Source organism: Streptomyces sp. NPDC046712, assembly GCF_040645695.1.
In the GTDB taxonomy this organism is placed as follows: domain Bacteria; phylum Actinomycetota; class Actinomycetes; order Streptomycetales; family Streptomycetaceae; genus Streptomyces.
Genome location: NZ_JBEYYW010000003.1, coordinates 376,019 through 395,347 on the forward strand (window position 1 = coordinate 376,019; position 19,329 = coordinate 395,347).

The 19,329-nt window shown below is 71.6% G+C and carries 18 protein-coding genes and 3 tRNA genes; 11 read left to right on the top strand and 10 right to left on the bottom strand.

All coding sequences use genetic code 11. The annotated features are described in order from the left end of the window. The first annotated feature begins 5 nt into the window (after positions 1-5). The 4 genes from purD to ABZ939_RS06275 all read left to right on the top strand — a co-directional run bounded on the left by purD (position 6) and on the right by ABZ939_RS06275 (position 6,048). Positions 6-1,256 (top strand): phosphoribosylamine--glycine ligase, encoded by a 1,251-nt coding sequence (gene purD / locus ABZ939_RS06260; protein ID WP_361849849.1) that lies wholly within the window; start codon positions 6-8, stop codon positions 1,254-1,256. 216 nt (positions 1,257-1,472) lie between these two features. Further along, positions 1,473-3,401: a hypothetical protein gene (locus tag ABZ939_RS06265; protein WP_361849851.1), complete on the top strand. Its 1,929-nt coding sequence runs from the start codon at positions 1,473-1,475 to the stop codon at positions 3,399-3,401. A 171-nt stretch (positions 3,402-3,572) separates the two neighbouring features. Beyond that, the gene (locus tag ABZ939_RS06270) at positions 3,573-5,033 is read left to right on the top strand and encodes a N,N-dimethylformamidase beta subunit family domain-containing protein (protein ID WP_361849853.1); all 1,461 of its coding nucleotides are present in this window, start codon (positions 3,573-3,575) and stop codon (positions 5,031-5,033) included. A gap of 103 nt (positions 5,034-5,136) precedes the next feature. Beyond that, positions 5,137-6,048 (top strand): phosphoribosylaminoimidazolesuccinocarboxamide synthase, encoded by a 912-nt coding sequence (locus ABZ939_RS06275; protein WP_361849855.1) that lies wholly within the window; start codon positions 5,137-5,139, stop codon positions 6,046-6,048. A 44-nt stretch (positions 6,049-6,092) separates the two neighbouring features. Here the strand turns inward: ABZ939_RS06275 and ABZ939_RS06280 are convergent. The 8 genes from ABZ939_RS06280 to ABZ939_RS06315 all read right to left on the bottom strand — a co-directional run bounded on the left by ABZ939_RS06280 (position 6,093) and on the right by ABZ939_RS06315 (position 10,575). Beyond that, positions 6,093-6,168, bottom strand: a tRNA-Gly gene (locus tag ABZ939_RS06280). Between the two features lie 22 nt (positions 6,169-6,190). Beyond that, positions 6,191-6,799, bottom strand: coding sequence for a response regulator transcription factor (locus tag ABZ939_RS06285; protein WP_361849857.1), 609 nt, complete (start codon positions 6,797-6,799; stop codon positions 6,191-6,193). After that, a complete protein-coding gene (locus ABZ939_RS06290; protein ID WP_361849859.1) occupies positions 6,796-8,022 on the bottom strand; it encodes a histidine kinase in 1,227 nt (408 codons plus the stop codon). Before ABZ939_RS06290 ends, ABZ939_RS06285 begins: the two co-directional genes overlap by 4 nt. Positions 8,023-8,040: 18 nt before the next feature. Continuing rightward, on the bottom strand, positions 8,041-8,805 hold the full coding sequence (locus ABZ939_RS06295) for an ABC transporter permease (protein ID WP_361849861.1): 765 nt from the start codon (positions 8,803-8,805) through the stop codon (positions 8,041-8,043). Continuing rightward, positions 8,802-9,722: an ABC transporter ATP-binding protein gene (locus ABZ939_RS06300; RefSeq protein WP_361849863.1), complete on the bottom strand. Its 921-nt coding sequence runs from the start codon at positions 9,720-9,722 to the stop codon at positions 8,802-8,804. Before ABZ939_RS06300 ends, ABZ939_RS06295 begins: the two co-directional genes overlap by 4 nt. Before the next feature lie 160 nt (positions 9,723-9,882). Further along, positions 9,883-9,958 (bottom strand) — tRNA-Gly (locus tag ABZ939_RS06305). Between the two features lie 79 nt (positions 9,959-10,037). After that, positions 10,038-10,109 (bottom strand) — tRNA-Gly (locus ABZ939_RS06310). A gap of 112 nt (positions 10,110-10,221) precedes the next feature. Then, positions 10,222-10,575 carry an Lsr2 family protein gene (locus tag ABZ939_RS06315; RefSeq protein ID WP_361849865.1) on the bottom strand — a complete coding sequence of 118 codons (354 nt, stop codon included), beginning with the start codon at positions 10,573-10,575 and terminating at the stop codon, positions 10,222-10,224. Between the two features lie 324 nt (positions 10,576-10,899). Here ABZ939_RS06315 and purS point away from each other — a divergent pair, with 324 nt between their 5' ends. The 5 genes from purS (at position 10,900) to ABZ939_RS06340 (ending at position 15,546) form a co-directional block, all read left to right on the top strand. After that, a complete protein-coding gene (gene purS, locus ABZ939_RS06320) occupies positions 10,900-11,145 on the top strand; it encodes a phosphoribosylformylglycinamidine synthase subunit PurS (RefSeq protein ID WP_137994413.1) in 246 nt (81 codons plus the stop codon). Then, the gene (gene purQ / locus ABZ939_RS06325; protein WP_361849867.1) at positions 11,142-11,822 is read left to right on the top strand and encodes a phosphoribosylformylglycinamidine synthase subunit PurQ; all 681 of its coding nucleotides are present in this window, start codon (positions 11,142-11,144) and stop codon (positions 11,820-11,822) included. The genes purS and purQ overlap by 4 nt, the downstream gene beginning before the upstream one ends. Continuing rightward, a complete protein-coding gene (gene purL, locus ABZ939_RS06330; protein WP_361849869.1) occupies positions 11,822-14,071 on the top strand; it encodes a phosphoribosylformylglycinamidine synthase subunit PurL in 2,250 nt (749 codons plus the stop codon). Before purQ ends, purL begins: the two co-directional genes overlap by 1 nt. Positions 14,072-14,184: 113 nt before the next feature. Then, positions 14,185-14,691, top strand: coding sequence for a helix-turn-helix domain-containing protein (locus tag ABZ939_RS06335; protein ID WP_361849871.1), 507 nt, complete (start codon positions 14,185-14,187; stop codon positions 14,689-14,691). 24 nt (positions 14,692-14,715) lie between these two features. Next, positions 14,716-15,546, top strand: coding sequence for a M23 family metallopeptidase (locus ABZ939_RS06340; protein WP_361849876.1), 831 nt, complete (start codon positions 14,716-14,718; stop codon positions 15,544-15,546). Here ABZ939_RS06340 and ABZ939_RS06345 read toward each other — a convergent pair. Continuing rightward, positions 15,534-15,938 carry a nuclear transport factor 2 family protein gene (locus tag ABZ939_RS06345; RefSeq protein ID WP_361849878.1) on the bottom strand — a complete coding sequence of 135 codons (405 nt, stop codon included), beginning with the start codon at positions 15,936-15,938 and terminating at the stop codon, positions 15,534-15,536. The two genes, ABZ939_RS06340 and ABZ939_RS06345, sit on opposite strands and share 13 nt — an antisense overlap. A 77-nt stretch (positions 15,939-16,015) precedes the next feature. Between ABZ939_RS06345 and ABZ939_RS06350 the strand changes: the two genes are divergently transcribed. Together ABZ939_RS06350 and ABZ939_RS06355 are read left to right on the top strand one after the other, a co-directional pair. Further along, on the top strand, positions 16,016-16,804 hold the full coding sequence (locus ABZ939_RS06350; protein WP_361849880.1) for a sterol carrier family protein: 789 nt from the start codon (positions 16,016-16,018) through the stop codon (positions 16,802-16,804). Positions 16,805-16,840: 36 nt separating this feature from the next. Further along, positions 16,841-17,671 carry an META domain-containing protein gene (locus ABZ939_RS06355; protein WP_361849882.1) on the top strand — a complete coding sequence of 277 codons (831 nt, stop codon included), beginning with the start codon at positions 16,841-16,843 and terminating at the stop codon, positions 17,669-17,671. Here the strand turns inward: ABZ939_RS06355 and ABZ939_RS06360 are convergent, their stop codons facing one another. Next, positions 17,672-19,099: a sulfatase-like hydrolase/transferase gene (locus tag ABZ939_RS06360; RefSeq protein WP_361849884.1), complete on the bottom strand. Its 1,428-nt coding sequence runs from the start codon at positions 19,097-19,099 to the stop codon at positions 17,672-17,674. Positions 19,100-19,329: the final 230 nt, after the last annotated feature.

Consider the following 19,329-nt stretch of genomic DNA (forward strand, 5'->3'; position numbering starts at 1 on the left):
CTGGCGTGAAGGTCCTCGTCATCGGCGGCGGCGCCCGCGAACACGCCCTGTGCCGCTCTCTCTCCCTCGATCCCGACGTCACCGCTCTGCACTGCGCGCCCGGCAACGCCGGAATCGCGGAGGTCGCCGAGCTGCACCCCGTCGACCAGCTGGACGGCGACGCCGTCGCACGGCTCGCCGCCGGTCTCCAGGCGGACCTGGTCGTCGTCGGCCCGGAGGCCCCGCTCGTCGCGGGAGTCGCCGACGCCGTGCGCGCGGCCGGCATCCCCTGCTTCGGCCCGTCCGAGCAGGCGGCGCAGCTGGAGGGCTCCAAGGCGTTCGCCAAGGACGTCATGGCCGGGGCCAACGTCCCGACCGCCCGCAGCTACGTCTGCACCACCCCGGAGGAGATCGACGAGGCGCTCGACGCCTTCGGCGCTCCCTACGTCGTCAAGGACGACGGTCTGGCGGCCGGCAAGGGTGTCGTGGTCACCTCCGACCTGGAAGAGGCGAGGGCCCACGCGCTCGCCTGCGGCCGGGTTGTCATCGAGGAGTACCTGGACGGCCCCGAGGTCTCCCTCTTCGCGATCACCGACGGTGTCACCGTCCTCCCGCTCAGCCCGGCGCAGGACTTCAAGCGCGCGCTCGACGGCGACGAGGGCCCGAACACGGGGGGCATGGGCGCCTACTCGCCGCTGCCCTGGGCCGACCCCAAGCTGGTCGACGAGGTCATGGACACCGTCCTGCAGCCCACCGTCGACGAGCTGCGCCGCCGCGGCACGCCGTTCCAGGGGCTGCTGTACGCGGGTCTGGCGATGACCAGCCGTGGCGTACGGGTCATCGAGTTCAACGCCCGGTTCGGCGACCCGGAGACCCAGGTCGTTCTCGCCCGGCTCAAGACCCCGCTGGCGGGCGTCCTGCTGAACGCCGCCAACGGCACCCTCGACAACGAGCCGCCGCTCAACTGGCGCGAGGACGCGGCCGTGACCGTGGTCGTCGCCTCGCACAACTACCCGGGGACCCCGCGGACGGGTGACCCGATCCAGGGTCTCGACGAGGTCGCTGCGCAGGATGCCCCGCACGCGTACGTTCTGCACGCCGGGACGAAGCGGGACGGCGAGGCGATCGTGAGCGCCGGCGGCCGCGTCCTGTCGGTCACGGCGACCGGCAAGGACCTGGCGGAGGCCCGCGAGCGGGCGTACGAGGCGGTCGGCCGGATCCGGCTGGACGGCTCGCAGCACCGTACGGACATCGCGCGCAAGGCCGCGGGGGAGTGAACCTCTAACCGCCCCGAACGTCATCACCTTTACCCAAAGCCATTCCATCGAGTGACGGCTGAGCCATCCGGATGACGCCCGCCGAAGCCCCAACTAGGGTGCGGCGAAGGCGTTCCGGCACTTGGCCCACCGGCATTGCGATGTCAGTGGCGGGTGCCACAGTGGGGGAGTGAGCAACACCGCCACAGGCAGTCCCGACGAGGACAGGAGGGGGTGATGTACGGCGTGTCCGGTACTGGTTCCGTTGTCGGCGAGGAGATGGGTGCGCGCGCCGCGCGCACCCGGGCCCTCGCCGTCCTCCGGGTCCGCGGCAGGGCACTGGGCGTCGCGCTGCTCCCGGCCGCCGCGGCCGTGATCCTGTACGCGGGAGGGGTCACCGGTCGCATGACCGGGGCCGGCTGGGACACCGCCCGCTGGGTGACCACCGCGCTCGCGCTGGTCGTCCTGCTCGCCACGGCGGCCGTCGCGCTGGTGATCGCGCGCTCCCGGCCCGCCGTCACCCCGACCGTGGAGCTCGCCGAGACCGCGGCCCCCGATCTCTACCGGATGGTCCGGGACCTGGCCGACCGGCTCGGCGTCCCGGCGCCCTCCGCGATAGCCCTGACGCCGGACTGCGACAGCTGGCTCGAGGACCGCACGCATCCGGCACACGGCTCCGGCCGTACGGCGGGACTGCGGCGCTCCACCGACGCGCCCGTCCTCGTCATCGGCTCGCCCTTCCTGTGGTGGATGCGCGTCGGCGAGCTGCGCGCGGTCCTGGCCCCCGTCGTCGCTGGTACGGCTCCGGCCGCCCACCCCGACATAGCCGCGGCCCGCCGCTTCGTGCAGGGCCTCGACGCCGCCGTGGCCGCACCGCGCCGCAGCGGGCTCGACCCGGTCAGCAGGCTCGGCGCCCATGGGATCGGGCGCGTCGCCCGGGTGCTGCTGCGCCTCAGTCGCGGGCACGCCGCCGAGATGGAGCGGGGTGTCGCCGTGGCCGGCTCCGAGCGTGCACAGGCTGTGGACTACGGCGTCCGGATCGTCGCCCAGGAGCAGGTCGGCCTCGCCTACGCGGGCTGGGACCGGCTGCTCACGAGGGTCGCACTGCCGGCCTGGCGGATGGGCCGCTGGCCCGCGCGCCTGGACGTGGGCGTGGTCTCCGCCCTCACCGAACTCTCCCGCCGCGACCGCCTCGCCGAGGGCTTCGCCTCCCGGCTCGGCGAGCGCCCGGCCTGCGATCTCCTCGAAGAGCCCGGCGCCGTCGACGAGGCCGCCTCGCTGCTCGCCGCCCGTCTCTTCCACGGCGGCCCGGCGGAGGCCGGCCCGGACTGGGCCCCGGTGGACTGGGACCAGTACCCGGAAGAGGTTGTCGACCGTAAGTGGCGCGCCGACGCGGCCCGTCTCCATCAGGTCCTCGACGAACTGGGCGTCCTCCCTGCCGGTACGGGTACGAGTACGGGCGCCGGCACCGGCCCCGCGGCCGTCGACGGCCCCACCCTGACCCGCGTGATGTCCCACCTCTCGACCCACCCGAAAGCCACGACGGCCCCCGGCCCCGCCGAGCCCGGCCCCACGGCCCCCGGCCCCGCCGAGCCCAGCCCCACGGCCCCCGGCCCCGGCCCCACGGCCCCCGGCCCCGGCCCCACGGCCCCCGGCCCCGTCGAGCGCCCCACCGCGCCCCTCAGTCCCGACGAGCCCGGCCCCGCCGAGCCCGGCCCCGCCGAGCCCGCCCCCGGCTCCGCCGACGACCCCGACGCCGCCGATCCCGGCGTCGGCAACCCGGCCGCCGATGCGCTCGCCGCCGCTCTCACGGCTCATGTGGCCCGCGAGGAGGCGGCCAGGCCCGCCGTTCCCGTACCCGCGCCGCACGCCGCCGCCCCGGGCATGGACACCCTGCCGCTCTTCCCGCTGCAGCCGCCCCGGACCGGGCGGGACCTGCTGGCCGACCATGTGACGGCGATGGTCTGCTGCGCCGCTGTCGACACCGCCGGCGCCGCCCCCGGCCTCGACTGGCTCGACGGACCCGCGCTCCTCGTCGGCGGCGAGCGGAACACCGATCTGGCCGCCCGCGTCCTCGCCCTCGTCGAGGACGGCGACGCCGAGCCTCTGCGGACCTGGCTCACCGAGACCGGCGTCCGCCCCGAGAAGCCCGTCCGCCTCGTCTGACGTTCCCCGGCCCGCAGCCCCCGGAAGCTCGCGTTCCGTTCACGTCAATTCGCGACGAACGGTGACGGAGTGCGTGCGTTATGTGATGTGCTGGGGACCGGCACTGACAGCAGCATGTGACAGTTCATCGAAGGCAAGCGACGCGCGGGGGAGTCGAGGGAGGGGTGCGGCATGGGGGCGGAGCAGATCAGGCGGTGGGAATCGGGCGCGCTCGCCCACGCCGTCTCGGACCCCTTCGGGCAGGGACCCCTGCCCTGGCTGCGCGGTTCGGAGAACTACTTCGACGACACCGGGCAGGTCGTCCCCTGGTACGCCGACGAGACCCTGGCCCGCGGTGGCAGCGGCGGCCCCCGGACCGCCGACGACGTCCGTAGCCAGATCAAGGGCTTCGCGTCCAACGGGGCCGTCGCGCCCGGCGAGGCGATCGATTTCCACATCACGGTGGACCCGCCGCAGCAGTTCTCGGTCGACATCTACCGGATCGGTCATTACGCGGGCGACGGCGCCGCCAAGATCACCACGAGCCCGCGCCTCTCCGGCATCGTCCAGCCCGCCCCGCTCACCGCCGACCGGACCGTCTCCTGTCACCACTGGTGGCAGTCCTGGCGCCTGCAGATCCCGTCCCTCTGGTCGATCGGCGCGTACGTCGCCGTGCTCACCACCGCCGACGGCTACCGCTCCCACATCCCCTTCACCGTCCGCGACAACCACCCCGCCGACCTCCTCCTCGTCCTCCCGGACGTGACCTGGCAGGCGTACAACCTCTACCCGGAGGACGGCCGCACCGGCGCGAGCCTCTACCACGCGTGGGACGAGCAGGGCCGGCTCCTCGGGGAGGAGGACGCGGCGATCACGGTCTCCTTCGACCGCCCTTACGCGGGCGCCGGACTGCCGCTCCACGTCGGTCACGCCTACGACTTCATCCGCTGGGCCGAGCGGTACGGCTACGACCTCGCGTACGCCGAGACGCGCGATCTGCACGCCGGCCGCGTCGACCCGACCCGCTACCGGGGTCTGGTCTTCCCCGGCCATGACGAGTACTGGTCGGTCCCCATGCGCCGGACCGTCGAACTCGCCCGTGAGCAGGGCACGTCGCTCGTCTTCCTCTCCGCCAACACCATGTACTGGCAGGTGGAGCTCGGCCCCTCGCCGTCCGGCGTCCCCGACCGTCTGCTCACCTGCCGAAAGCGCCGCGGCCCCGGCCGCCCCACCCTCTGGCGCGAGATCGACCGCCCGGAGCAGCAGCTGCTGGGGATCCAGTACGCGGGACGGGTCCCGGAGCCGCACCCTCTGGTCGTACGGAACGCGGAGCACTGGCTCTGGGACGCGACCGGCGCCGGGGACGGTGACGAGATCCCCGGCCTGGTCGCGGGCGAGGCCGACCGCTACTTCCCGCGCACCGCGCTCCCCGAGCACCAGGGCCGCATCCTGCTCGCCCATTCGCCCTACCAGGACAGCGACGGCGCCCTGCGTCACCAGGAGACCTCCCTCTACCGGGCGCCGTCCGGAGCCTGGGTCTTCGCCTCCGGCACCTTCGCCTGGTCGCCCGCTCTGGACCGGCCGGGCCATGTCGATCAGCGGATCCAGCGCGCCACCGCGAATCTCCTCGACCGGATCTGTAAGAGGGACTGATCAGAAGAGGGACTGACCAGGGTGTTCGAGGGGCCGCTCGCCGAGCGGCGCGCCCGGTGCGAGAGAATCGAACCGTTCCTGGATCAACCTACGCGGAGGAACCGTGTCCGGATTCGTAGAAAAGCCCGAACCTGTTCAGGTCCCGGGCCTGACCCACCTCCACACGGGCAAGGTGCGTGAGCTCTACCAGAACGAGGCGGGCGACCTCGTGATGGTGGCCAGCGACCGCATGTCCGCGTACGACTGGGTGCTGCCGACCGAGATCCCCGACAAGGGGCGGGTCCTCACCAAGCTGTCCCTGTGGTGGTTCGACCGGCTCGCCGACCTGGTCCCCAACCACGTCATCTCCACCGACGTCCCGGCCGGCGCCCCCGCCGACTGGGAGGGCCGCACCCTCGTCTGCAAGTCGCTGAAGATGGTGCCGGTCGAGTGCGTCGCCCGCGGCTATCTGACCGGCTCCGGCCTCGTCGAGTACAAGGAGTCCCGTACGGTCTGCGGCCTCGCGCTCCCCGAGGGCCTCAGCGACGGCTCCGAGCTGCCCGCGCCGATCTTCACGCCCGCCACCAAGGCCGCGGTCGGCGACCACGACGAGAACGTGAGCTACGAGGAGGTCGCCCGCCAGGTCGGTGCGGAGACCGCCGCCCTGCTGCGCCAGACGACCCTCGCGGTCTACGGCCGGGCCCGGGACATCGCCCGTGAGCGCGGGATCATCCTCGCGGACACCAAGTTCGAGTTCGGTTTCGAGTCGACCGAGGACGGCGAGCGGCTGATCATCGCCGACGAGGTCCTGACCCCGGACTCCTCGCGCTTCTGGCCGGCCGCGAGCTGGGAGCCGGGCCGCGCGCAGCCCTCGTACGACAAGCAGTTCGTCCGCGACTGGCTGACCTCGTCGGCCTCCGGCTGGGACCGCAGGAGCGAGCAGCCGCCGCCGGCACTCCCGCAGGAGATCGTGGACGCGACGCGCGCCAAGTACATCGAGGCGTACGAGCTGCTGACCGGCCACCACTGGCAGTAGGACACGAAGAAGCCCCCGGTCGGATCGACCGGGGGCTTCTTTCATGGAGCGGACGACGAGATTCGAACTCGCGACCCTCACCTTGGCAAGGTGATGCTCTACCAACTGAGCCACGTCCGCATGCGCCGTAGCGCGGAGCCAACTATACCCAACCTTTCTCCCGGGCGAGACGCACCGCCGTGTGGCGGTTCTCGGCGCCGAGCTTCGCGGCGGCCGAGGAGAGGTAGTTCCGGACCGTCCCCTGGGACAGCGAGGCCCGCTCGGCGATCTCCGCGACGGGCGCCCCGTCGGCGGCGAGCTCCAGGACCTCGGCCTCACGCGCGGTCAGCGGGGAGTCCCCGGCGGCGATCGCGTCGGCGGCCAACTCCGGGTCCACATAGCGGTTTCCGGCGTGCACGGCACGGATGAGTTCGGCCAGTCGCTGGGCGCTGACGGTCTTGGGCACGAAGCCCCGCACGCCGGCCGCGAGCGCCCGCTTGAGGTGTCCGGGGCGGCCGTGGCTGGTCACGATCATGGTCCTGCAGTCGGGCAGTTCGTCCCGCAGTGATGTGGCGACCCTCACACCGTCGAGGCCCGGCATCTGCAGGTCGAGGACGGCGACGTCGGGGCGATGGGCGCGTGCCATGGCGAGCGCCTCGGGCCCGGTGGCGGCCTGGGCGACGACGACGAGATCCTCCTCCAGGGCGAGGAGCGCGGCGAGCGCGCCCCGGATCAGATGCTCGTCGTCGGCGAGGAGTACGCGTACGGTCACGACGCCTCCCCCTGTCGCGGTACGGGGACCAGCGCCGCCACGCGGAACGTGCCGCCGTCGTCCGGGCCCGCCTCCAAAGTCCCGTCCACCGTCGCGAGCCGTTCCCGCAGCCCGGTCAGGCCCGAGCCGTGTCCCATCGCCGCCCCTTCCCGTACGCCGTCGTTCCGCACCGTGAGCAGCACCGAACCGTCCTTCTCCCGCAGTGAGATGGTGCACTGCCGGGCATCCCCGTGCCGCAGCACGTTCGTCGTGGTCTCCCGGACCACCCAGCCGAGCACCGACTGGACCGTGCCGGGCAGTTCGATCGTCACGGGATCGATCGCGCAGTCGATCCCGGCGGCGCCGAGCACCCCGCGTGCGCCCTCCAGCTCGACGCGCAGATCCGCCTCGCGGTAGCCGCGCACCACGTCCCGTACCTCCCGCTGGGACTCCTGCGCGATCCGCTGCACCTCGATCATCTGGTCCACGGCCTCCGGGCGTTCGCGCCGTGCGAGCTGGACGGCGAGTTCGCTCTTGAGGGCGATGACCGAGAGGTTGCGGCCCATGACGTCGTGGAGGTCGCGGCCGAAGCGGAGGCGTTCCTCGGCGACGGCGAGGCGGGCCTTCAGATCGCGGGAGCTCTCCAGCTCCCAGACGATCTTCATCAGCCAGGCGGAGAATCCGCAGGCGGCGACGAGTCCGCCACCGCCCAGGAGGATCCCGACCGCGTAGCCGAACGCCTCCGCGGGGTCGATCCCCATGGCCGCGACGGCGGCGCCGGTCGCGAGCGCGGCGGCCGGGGCCACGTACACCATCCGCCGGGGCCGTCTCACGCACAGCGCGAGGCTGCCCAGGGTGAACGTGACCGGGCCGGTGACGGCGGCGGCGGCGACCCCGATGTCCGCGAGCACCCCCGTGGCCCGCAGTGCGATCACGATCAGCGAACCGGCCGCCGTCAGGGCGATCAGCGCGGTCGCGAGGCGTACCGGCCGATCGCGCCGGTCCAGGACCCAGTCCAGGGCGCGCGAGGAGAGCACGGCGGTCAGCACGGCGTGCCCGCAGACCAGCAGCGAGAGCGCCAGGGCGAGGGGGGTAGCGAGCGGGTCGTTCCCGGCGTGCGAGAACGGCACCAGACCGATGGCGCCGATCTCGATCAGCGCGAAGAAGTGGAAGCTCCACCGGGTGTACAGCTCGACCTTGGCCGCACTGCTGCGGCCGCTCCACCACCCCGTCAGCCTGGACATCCGTCCGGCCCCCCTCTGTTAGCGCCGCGGTTCCCAGCGGAACCACCGTCGGACAGCAAACACGGTGATCACGCCCCAGGCCAGCGTGTTGAGCAGGGCGGTCAGCAGGTCCTTGGTGTCGCCGACGCCTAGCCAGCCGGCGCGGACGAGCTCCATGACCCCGCTGAGCGGCAGCAGTTGGCAGAGATCGGCGGCCAGGTCCGGAAGGACGTCGCGGGGGACCATCAGCCCCGAGCCCATGGCGGAGATCAGGAAGAACGGCAGGGTGGTGAGGCCCGCGCTCTCGACGTTGCGGGTGATGGCGGTGGTCGCGGCGGCCAGTCCGGCGAGCAGCGCGACGGCGGCGAGCAGTCCGAGCACGAGCAGGTCCGGGCGGCGCGGCGCGGGTACGTCGAGGGCGAGGGCGCCGCCGACGGTCAGCACGGCGCACTGGGCGAGTGCGATGGCGCCGGACGGGAGCGCGGCGCCGGCGAGGATCTCCAGGTCGGTCGCCTCGCCCGTACGCAGTCGCTTGAGGACCAGTTCCTCGCGCCGGGCCACGAGGGCGGAGACGAGGCCCATGTAGACGACGAGGACGAGGACCATCCCGGTCCCGCCGATAAGGGTGGCGCCCGCCATGCCGAGCGGCAGTTCGTCCGTGCCCATCTGTGAGAGCGAGGACCGCAGCACGAAGATCATCAGCAGCGGCATCAGGAGGGCGATGAAGAGGTTGTTCTTGTTCCGCCCGAGGAGGGTGAGTTCGGCCCGCCCCAGGGCGGTCATCCGGCGTGCGGTCGCGTTCATCGGGCAGTCTCCAGGGCGTCGTCGGTACGGGAGGCGATCTCCAGGAACGCCTCTTCGAGGGAGGCCGAGCGGGCGTCGAGTCCGTCGAGCCGCACTCCGGCCTCGCGGGCCCAGCCGAGGAGTTCGCCGAGCGCGTCCTGGAGGGCGTGCGTACGGATCTCCACGCGCTGCCCGTCCGCCGCGGCCTTCAGCGAGAGCGGGAGCCGGCCGGGCGCCACGCCCTCGGGGAGGACGAAGCGGATGCGGGCGGGCCGTGCGGCGGTGACCTCGGCCGGGGTGCCGGAGAGCACGATCCGGCCCTGGTTCATGATCGCGAGCCGGTCGGCGAGGGACTCGGCCTCCTCCAGGTAGTGCGTGGTGAGGAGCACGGTGGTGCCCCCGTCCCGCAGCGCCCGCACCAGCTCCCAGGTGTCGCGGCGGCCCTCGGCGTCGAGTCCGGTGGTCGGCTCGTCGAGGAAGAGGACCTCGGGGCGGCCGAGGAGCGCGAGCGCGAGATCGAGGCGCCGCCGCTCGCCGCCGGAGAGCTGCTTGATCCGCACCCGGGCGCGGGAGCCGAGGCCGACCTCGTCCAGCGCCTCGGCCGTCGGCCGTGCGCCGCTGGTGCAGCCCGCCCACATCCGTACGGTTTCGGCCACGGTCAGGTCGGAGGGGAAGCCACCCTCCTGGAGCATGACTCCGATCCGGGGCCGGACGGCGGCCCGCTCCCGGTACGGGTCGTGGCCGAGGACCCGGACGGTGCCGCCGCTCGGTGCGGCGAGGCCCTCCAGGAGCTCGACGGTGGAGGTCTTGCCGGCTCCGTTGGTCCCGAGCAGGGCGAAGATCTCGCCCTGGGGGACGGCGAAGGAGATTCCGTTGACGGCTTCGAAGCCGCCGGAGTAGCTCCGGCGCAGGCCCTCGGCCTCGATCACGTTGGTCATGACTTCAGCCTTCCGGCGGAGGGAGCCGGTCGGCAGTGCGCGCTGTCATCGCTGCGCATGACAAATGTCAGGAGGCCCGATCGTGGGCGGACACGACGAAGGCCCGGTCGAGGGCGCGGACACGACGAAGGCCCGGTTCGTGAGAACCGGGCCTTCGATCTGGAGCGGACGACGAGATTCGAACTCGCGACCCTCACCTTGGCAAGGTGATGCTCTACCAACTGAGCCACGTCCGCATGCCTCCGACCGGCTTTCACCGGGCGGTGCGAGCACCACTGTACCTGATCCTCTGGAGCGATCGGTAATGCGATGCAGAGCGGGTGACAGGAATTGCACACTGCGCCTTCCCCCTGGAAGGGGGATGTTCTGCTACTGAACTACACCCGCACGCTGCGTGAGGTTCGGCCCTGCGGCCTCGCCCCTCGGCGTGATCCAGACTCTAGCCGATCGGCGGGGGTGCAGCGCAACTCGGTTCCTGGCCGGGTGTCAGGTCACCGGCTCAACTGGCTTCGCGGAAGGCTTCGTAGACCCGCTTCGGGATGCGTCCGCGGGCGGGCACGTCCATCTTGTTGGACTGCGCCCAGGCGCGGACCGCCGCCGGGTCGGGGGCCAGGGCTGTGTGCTTGTACGAAGCCACGGAGGCGGTCGAGCCGCCGGCGCGGGCGGCCGCGGCCTTGCCCGTCAGCTTCCGGCCCGCCGCGAGGTAGGGCGCCAGCGCCTTGCGCAGTTTCTTTGCATTGGCGGGATTCAGGTCGATCTCGTACGTCTTCCCGTCGAGCCCGAACGCAACCGTTTCCGCCGCTTCTCCGCCATCGATGTCGTCGAAGAGAGTGACCACTACTCGCTGAGCCACGGATATCGGTCCTTTCCCTGTCGGTCCGCCGTGTCGTGTCGGCGTGTGTTACGCCTCTGACGTGCGGCGACACCGGCTTTACGGCTGCCCCGGCGCAATGCTGCTTTCCTCTGTATTCCTTTGTACAGCGGTAGGCGTCGCATTGTGAAGCCCAGCCAATTGCATCAGCGTGTCCCACCGCAATGGGCCGCGCAATATTTCACTTGAATTTTCCGTGAGGGTCTTTGGGTCCCTTTGTAGGGTCCTCCAGACTTCTACCCGCGTAGAATTTGGAGGCAGGTACGCTGAGGGAACCGCCCACGCAACACACCACCGGGAGTGCCAGTGGCACGCGTCGTAGTCGACGTCATGCTCAAGCCGGAGATCCTCGACCCTCAGGGGCAGGCGGTGCAGCGTGCACTGCCCCGCCTGGGATTCGACGGAATCGCCGACGTCCGCCAGGGAAAGCGCTTCGAGTTGGAGGTGGAGGGACCGGTCGACGAGGCCGCCCTCGCCCGCATCCATGAGATGGCCGAAACCTTCCTTGCCAACACCGTGATCGAAGACTTCACCGTGAAGGTGGAGTCGTGACCGCACGCATCGGCGTCGTCACGTTCCCCGGAACGCTCGACGACCAGGACGCGCTGCGCGCCGCCCGCCTCGCGGGCGCCGAGCCCGTCTCGCTCTGGCACCGCGACAAGGACCTCAAGCAGGTCGACGCCGTGGTCCTGGCCGGCGGCTTCTCCTACGGCGACTACCTGCGGGCCGGAGCCATCTCCCGCTTCTCGCCGGTGATGGAGACGATCATCGAGCAGGCGAAGGCGGGCATGCCCGTCCTCGGTATCTGCAACGGCTTCCAGATCCTCACCGAGGCCCATCTGCTGCCGGGCGCGATGCTGCGCAACAACCACCTGCACTTCATCTGCCGCGACCAGAAGCTGCGGGTGGAGAACGCGGACACTTCCTGGACCGTGGACTACGAGCAGGGCCAGGAGATCCAGGTCCCGCTCAAGAACATGGACGGCCGCTACGTCGCCGACGAGCGTGTGCTCGACGAGCTGGAGGCCGAGGGGCGGGTGGCCTTCCGCTACCTGGACATGAACCCCAACGGGTCGCTCCGTGACATCGCGGGCATCACCAACGCCGCGGGCAACGTGGTCGGCCTCATGCCGCACCCCGAGCACGCCGTCGAGCCGCTGATCGGTACGGGCCGTACCGACGGTCTCGGTTTCTTCACCTCGATCCTCAAGAAGCTGGTCAACGCCTGATGACTCTGGACACGGTCAAGCACGCGACCGAGACGCCGGACAGCGAGCAGCCCTGGAAGGAGCTCGGCCTCAAGGAGGACGAGTACGCCCGCATCCGCGAGATCCTCGGCCGCCGACCCACCGGTGCCGAGCTCGCCATGTACTCCGTCATGTGGTCCGAGCACTGCTCCTACAAGAGCAGCAAGGTCCACCTGAAGCAGTTCGGCGAGAAGACCCCCGAGAACGACGCCATGCTCGTCGGCATCGGTGAGAACGCGGGCGTCGTCGACGTCGGCCAGGGGTACGCGGTCACCTTCAAGGTCGAGTCGCACAACCACCCCTCGTACATCGAGCCCTACCAGGGCGCGGCCACCGGCGTCGGCGGCATCGTCCGCGACATCCTCGCCATGGGTGCCCGCCCGGTCGCGGTCGTCGACCCGCTGCGCTTCGGCGCGGCCGACCACCCCGACACCAAGCGCGTGCTCCCCGGAGTCGTCGCGGGCATCGGCGGCTACGGCAACTGCCTGGGCCTGCCGAACATCGGTGGCGAGGTCGTCTTCGACGAGTGCTACCAGGGCAACCCGCTGGTCAACGCCGGCTGCATCGGTGTCATGAAGCACGAGGACATCCACCTCGCCAAGGCCTCCGGCCCCGGCAACAAGGTGATCCTCTACGGCGCCCGTACCGGTGGCGACGGCATCGGCGGCGTCTCCGTGCTCGCCTCGGAGACCTTCGACGACACGAAGCCGACGAAGCGCCCCGCGGTCCAGGTCGGCGACCCCTTCCAGGAGAAGCTCCTCATCGAGTGCACCCTGGAGATCTTCAAGGAGAAGCTGGTCGCGGGCATCCAGGACCTGGGTGGCGCCGGCCTCTCCTGCGCCACCTCCGAGCTGGCCTCCGCCGGCTCCGGCGGTATGCGCGTCGAGCTCGACCGGGTCCACCTGCGTGACGCGACGCTCTCGCCCGAGGAGATCCTCATGAGCGAGTCGCAGGAGCGCATGTGCGCGATCGTCGAGCCCGAGCACGTCGACCGTTTCCTGGAGATCTGCGAGAAGTGGGACGTCATCGCCACCGTCATCGGTGAGGTGACCGAGGGCGAGCGCCTGGAGATCTTCTGGCACGGCGAGCAGATCGTCGACGTGCCGCCGCGGTCGGTCGCCCACGAGGGCCCGACCTACCACCGGCCGTACGCCCGCCCGGAGTGGCAGGACGCGCTCCAGGCCGACGACGCGAACAAGCTGCCCCGGCCGCAGAACGGCGAGGAGCTGAAGGACCAGGTCCTGAAGCTGGTCTCCTCCCCGAACCAGGCGTCGAAGTCCTGGATCACGGACCAGTACGACCGGTTCGTGCAGGGCAACACCGTCCTCGCGCAGCCCGAGGACGCGGGCATGGTCCGCATCGACGCCGAGACCAATCTCGGCGTGGCGATGGCGACGGACGGCAACGGCCGGTACGCGAAGCTCGACCCGTACACGGGTGCGCAGCTCGCGCTCGCGGAGGCGTACCGCAATGTCGCCGCCTCCGGTGCCAAGCCGCTGGCGATCTCGGACTGCCTGAACTTCGGTTCGCCCGAGGACCCGGCCGTGATGTGGCAGTTCGCCGAGGCCACCCGTGGTCTCGCGGACGGCTGTCTCCAGCTGGGCACCCCGGTCACCGGTGGCAACGTGTCGCTGTACAACCAGACGGGCGAGGTCGCCATCCACCCGACGCCGGTCGTGGCCGTGCTCGGTGTGATCGACGACGTCAACCGCCGTACGCCGATCGCCTTCGCGGAAGAGGGCCAGCTCCTCTACCTGCTCGGCGACACGCGTGAGGAGTTCGGCGGCTCGGCCTGGTCCGAGGTGATCCACCAGCACCTCGGCGGTCTGCCGCCGGCCGTGGACCTCGACCGGGAGAAGCTGCTCGGCGAGATTCTGATCTCGGCCTCCCGCGACGGCATGATCGACGCGGCGCACGACCTGTCCGACGGCGGTCTGGTCCAGGCGGTCGTCGAGTCCTGCCTGCGCGGCGGCACCGGCGCGCGCCTGGTCGTGCCGGACGGCCTGGACGCCTTCACCTTCCTCTTCAGCGAGTCGGCCGGCCGTGCGGTCGTGGCCGTCCCGCGCAGCGAGGAGCTCCGCTTCACCGACATGTGCGGCGCGCGGGGTCTGCCCGCCACCCGGATCGGTGTCGTGGACGGCGAAGAGGTCGACGTGCAGGGCGAGTTCAGCATCTCTCTGGAGGAGCTGCGCACCGTCCACGAGGCGACGATCCCGGGCCTGCTGGCCTGAGCCGGCGCGGTACGCATCGCGTACGGGAGCCCCCGTCGGGATCTTCTTGGTCCGGGCGGGGGCTTCGTCGTTCCTCTCTTGCGCGAGATTACGTAATTACGTAATCTGCAAACATGGAGCTGGAAGAGCGGGTCGCCGAGCTGGAACGGCGGATGGCGGCCCTGGAGGGCGCGGGGCGCCCCGCGCCCGAGGTCGTCGACACCACCTTCTGGGCGCTTGAGGGGCTCAAGGCGCAGCTCGCGGAGGCGGGCGCGCAGGGCGAGGACGGCGCGGTGCTGTTCACGGGGTCGGTCCGACTGCCGACCCAGGAGCGGTACGAGTGGCAGTTCGGCGCCTTCACCGAGCGGCTGCTCGACGAGGACTGGGCCGAGAGCGCCGAGTCCTTCGCCGCGCTCGGTCATCCCGTACGGCTCCGGCTGCTGCGGGAGATCCTCGGCGGCCGGCGCACGGCCGCCGAGCTGGCCGAGCTCGAGGAGATCGGCACGACCGGCCAGATCTACCACCACCTGCGCCAACTGACCGGCGCGGGCTGGCTCCACACCACCGGACGCGGCCGCTACGAGGTGCCGGGAGCCCGGGTCGTCCCGCTCCTGGTGGTCCTCACCGCCGCCCGTCCGTAACCGGGACTCACAGGGGGAACGTTCATGTCTTCGCGCAAGGCCGCGGTGGTCCTCCACCGCATGCTGTGGCTGGTGTTCGTCGTGCAGGCGCTGGCCTCGATCTTCGTCGACCTGCCGTATCCGTACTGGGCGGGCTGGCTGCCGGCGATCGCCGGAGCGGCGCTCGGGATCACGCTCGCCAGGACCGCCGGGAGGCGGGTCGCGGCGGCGCCGCGGGCCACGGTCGAGGTGGCGCCGCCGGTCACCGGCCGCTGGTCCGCGCTCAACAGTCCGGCGGACCGGACACCCAGCCACGGCACGCACCAGTTCGGCCAGACGTACGCCATCGACATCGTGGAGGAGGACGAGGCGCGTCCCCGTCCCTCCTTCGCCCGGCTGTGGCCGGTCTTCCGCCGGAGCGAGGACTTCCCGGGCTTCGGCGCGCCGCTGCTCGCGGTCGCCGACGCGACCGTCGTGCACGCCGAGGACGGACAGCGCGACCACCTCAGCCGTAACTCGCTGCTCGCCCTGGTCTACCTGATGCTGGTCGAGTCCACCGTTCGCGGTCTGTCCGGGGCGCGCCGCGTCACGGGGAACCATCTCGTCCTCGACCTCGGCGACGGTACGTACGCGATGTACGCGCACCTGAAGCGCGGCTCGCTCACCGTGCGCGCGGGCGACCGGGTGGTGACCGGTCAGGAACTCGCCCGGTGCGGGAACTCCGGCAACTCCACCGAGCCGCACGTGCACTTCCAGCTGATGGACGGCCCGGACCTGGACACGGCCCAGGGCATTCCGTTCACCTGGCGCGGTGTCGGTGTGCCGGGGAACGGTGAGACCTTCGTGGCGGGGCGGGAGTCCGCCTATTCGGCCTGACCCCAGAAGGCGTCGGACTCGTCGATGTCCTGCACGCACTCGTCCCCGTCGGTGATCTTGCCGCCGACGATGGTGAAGAAGATCCCGCCGTGCATCTCGATGCCCCGATCACCGCGGTCGCCGTACCACTTGTGCGTCGCCATGACGTGCCCACGGCCGTCCGGGTACACGCCCTCCAGTTCGACCCGGAAGGTGCCGTGGGTGAGCTCCATGAGCTGCCCGAAATGGGCGAGGACGTTGTCCGCGCCCTTGAAGTGGCCGGACATCTGGCTGCTGCCCGGTGAGTGGTGGGTGCAGTCCGAGGTCATCAGCGACCGCACGGTATCCATGTCTCCCGTGGAGAACGCTTCGTAGCCCCGGCGGACCAACGCGGCATCAGGGTGCTCGGCCATGAGTGCTCGACCCTTCTCGTGCGGGTGGCTGTGTTCCGGAAGCCCTCCCCCTCCAGTCTCCGACTACCCTCGCCCCCATGCCACCGGCCAAGAAGCGCACTCGCAGCTACGACTCCGCCAAGATCCGGGCCGCCGTGCTCGGCCAGTTCGGGAACGTACGGGCGGCGGTGGAGGGGCTCACGCCCGAGCAGTTCGACGGGCCGACCCGACTGGGGGAGTGGACCGTACGGGAGCTGGCCGCGCACGTGACCATGGTCCTCGGCTCGGTCGTCCGCAAGCTCTCCGAGCCCGAGCCGGCGACGCTCGAACTCGCCCTGCTCGACTGGCCCTCGGCGACGGTCACGGCCGCCGCTTCGATCGACGAGGACACCCGGGCGATCGACACGGGCGACCTGGCAGGGCTGTACGCGCGGACGGCGGCGCGGTTCGAGGCGGCGATCTCCGGCGCTCCGGACGAGCGCCTCGTCCCGACGCGCTTCGGCGCCATGCGCCTCGGCGACCACCTGGTCACCCGTACCGTCGAACTCGTCGTCCACACCGACGACCTGAACGCGGTGACCGGCCTGGACATCCCGTACGACCGGCAGGCCCTGGCCGCCTGCACCCGTCTGCTCGCCGACGCGCTCGCCGCGAAGGCCCCGGGAGGCGCGGTCGAGGTCCGGGTCCCGCCCTTCGCCGTGGTCCAGTGCGTGGAGGGTCCCCGGCACACCCGGGGCACCCCGCCCAATGTCGTCGAGACCGATCCGCTCACCTGGATCCGGCTGGCCACCGGTCGTACCGGCTGGTCGGAGGCGCTGGACACGGCCGCGGTCCGTGCGAGCGGCGAGCGCGCGGATCTCTCCGGCGTGCTGCCGATCCTGGGCTGAACGGAACCGTCCGTCCCGCCCGTCCGTCCCATCGCCATGCTGAAGCCGCGCATCACCGCAGCCACCACCGCCGTGGCCTCGCTCCTGCTCCTCGCCGCCTGCGGCACCGAGAAGGCCGGGTCCGACCCCGGCGCGGGCACGGTCTCCCCGGACCTGCCGGTCACCGGGGTCCACTGGTCCGTGGACAGCCTGACCGTCGACGGCAGGAAGACCCCTGCCCCCGCCGGCACCTTTGTCGAGATCGACAAGACCGGCCGGGCGAAGGGCAACTCGGGCTGCAACCACTTCGGCGGCACTGTCGCCGTCGAAGGCGACACCCTCAAGGTCGCCCTCGGCGAGACCACCGAGATGGCGTGCGAGGCCATGGACTTCGAGAGGGCCTTCCACAAGGCGTTCACCGGCTCGCTCAAGGCGAAGCTGACCGGAGACAGCCTCACCCTCACCGCCCCCGACGGCGCGACCTCCCTCGCCCTGAGCTCCGAGCCGCCGGCCCCGCTGAACGGCACCACCTGGACCGTCGACTCCCTCCTCTCCGGCGACACCGCCACCTCCCTGCCCAAGGGCTCGGAGGGCAAGGCGCACTTCGTCATCGACAAGGACGGCCGGGTCGGCGGCAACCTGGGCTGCAACCGGTTCACGGCCTCGGCGAAGGTCACCGAGAAGACCCTCACCGTCACGGGACCGGTCGCGACCACGCGGATGATCTGCTCGGGCCCGCAGATGGATCTGGAGACGAAGCTGTACGAGCTCCTCGACGGACCCCTCTCGTACGAGCTGCGCCACCGCACCCTGACCCTCACGGGCGCCGACGGCGAGGGCTTCGCCGCGACCGCGAAGCCCACCGCCGACGCCACGGCGAAGCCCTAGCTAGCCCCCGTACGGCAGCAGCCCCGCGTCCGTCCGCTCCCACGCCGCGCGCAGGTCGGCCAGCAGCTCCCGCTCGTACGGGGCTCGGTCGGCCTGCTCGCGGGCGTCCTCGGTGAGGTGGAAGAGCTGGTCGCGGCCGGTCTTGCCCCGGTAGTACTTCCACTCGCCCCGGCGCAGCGCCCGCTCGCCCCGCACCCGCCAGAAGAGGTCGCGCTCGCCGATCTCCTCGCCCCGCAGCAGATGTCCGGCGAGGCTGGTTCCGTCCAGCGGGTACGCCGGGTGGGGCCGGGCGCCGCCCAGTTCGAGGAGGGTCGCCGTCCAGTCGGGCGTGTAGACGGGCAGGTCGCTGACCTGACCGCCGTCGATCCGGGCGGGCCAGCGCAGGATCGACGGGACGCGGATGCCGCCCTCCTGGAGCGAGCCCTTGTTGCCGGCCAGCGGCCAGTTGTAGGAGAAGCGCTCGCCGCCGTTGTCGCTGGCGAAGAAGACGAGGGTGTCCTGCTCCTGCCCGGACCGCTGCAGCGCTTTGAGCACCTCGCCGATCGAGCGGTCGAGGTCCTCGACCATCTCCTTGTACTTCTCGATGGAGCCGCCGTCCTGGTGCCACAGGGCGCTGCGGTCGCCCGCCTTGATCCGCCGGACGATCTCGGCGCTCGTCTCCTCGTCGCCGTCGGCGATCCAGGGCCAGTGGGGGGTGGTGAAGTTCAGGTTGAGCAGCCAGGGCTTCTCGTGGTCGCGGGCCACGTACTCGCTCGCCCGCTCGGTCAGGATCCGGGTGTAGTAGCGCAGGTCCTTGTACTGCGCGTCGCCCTCGTAGAGGTCGTACTCGCCGCCGAGGCCGAGCTTGGAGTAGTACTCCAGGGCACCGCCGAAGTTGCCGAAGAACTCGTCCCAGCCCGAGCGGGTGGGGGAGTAGTCGGGGAGGTAGCCGCAGTGCCACTTGCCGATGAGGGCGGTGGCGTAGCCGGACTCGCGCAGCCGCGAGGCGAGCGTGGGGTGCGTGGGCTCCAGGCCGACGGACTTGTCGGCGATCGGCTCGGCGAGTCCGCCCTTCGTCCGGCCGGGGAAGCGGCCGGTGTAGAGGCTGAAGCGGGTGGGGGAGCAGGTCGCCGAGCCGGAGTAGGCGTTCGTGAAGCGGACGCCCTGGCGGGCGAGCCGGTCCAGGTGGGGGGTGCGGATGTGCGGGGAGCCGTACGAGGAGAGGTCGGCCCAGCCGAGGTCGTCGCCGAGGATGAACAGGATGTTCGGCCGTCGGGAGCTCCGGCCCCGAGCGGCACGGAACGGCCGCTCCCCGGTCTGCGCGGACGCGGCCTCGGCGGCTCCGGCCTGGGCGGTCCCGGCTCCGGCGCCGAGCGCGGTGACGGCGGCGGCCCCGACCGCCGCCCCGCCGAAGGCGCGTCGGGACAGGGGAATCTTGGGCGTGGGCATGGCAGCTCCTTGGAAGGTGCGGGGGTGTGCGAAGGCCGGGCGGCGCGCGAGGGCGCGCGGCATCACGGCCCGGATGCGGGCCGTCGCTCGGGAAAGGACGCCCCGGCGCCGGGCAGGTGGGGGCCCTGGGGGTACGGGGTACCCCTGTGATCAAGGCGCGGGGGCGGGGCTGGGTCGTGTCCGGGCGATCAGCGGCGGACGGACCTAGGGCCTGTCCCGGCGGATCGTGG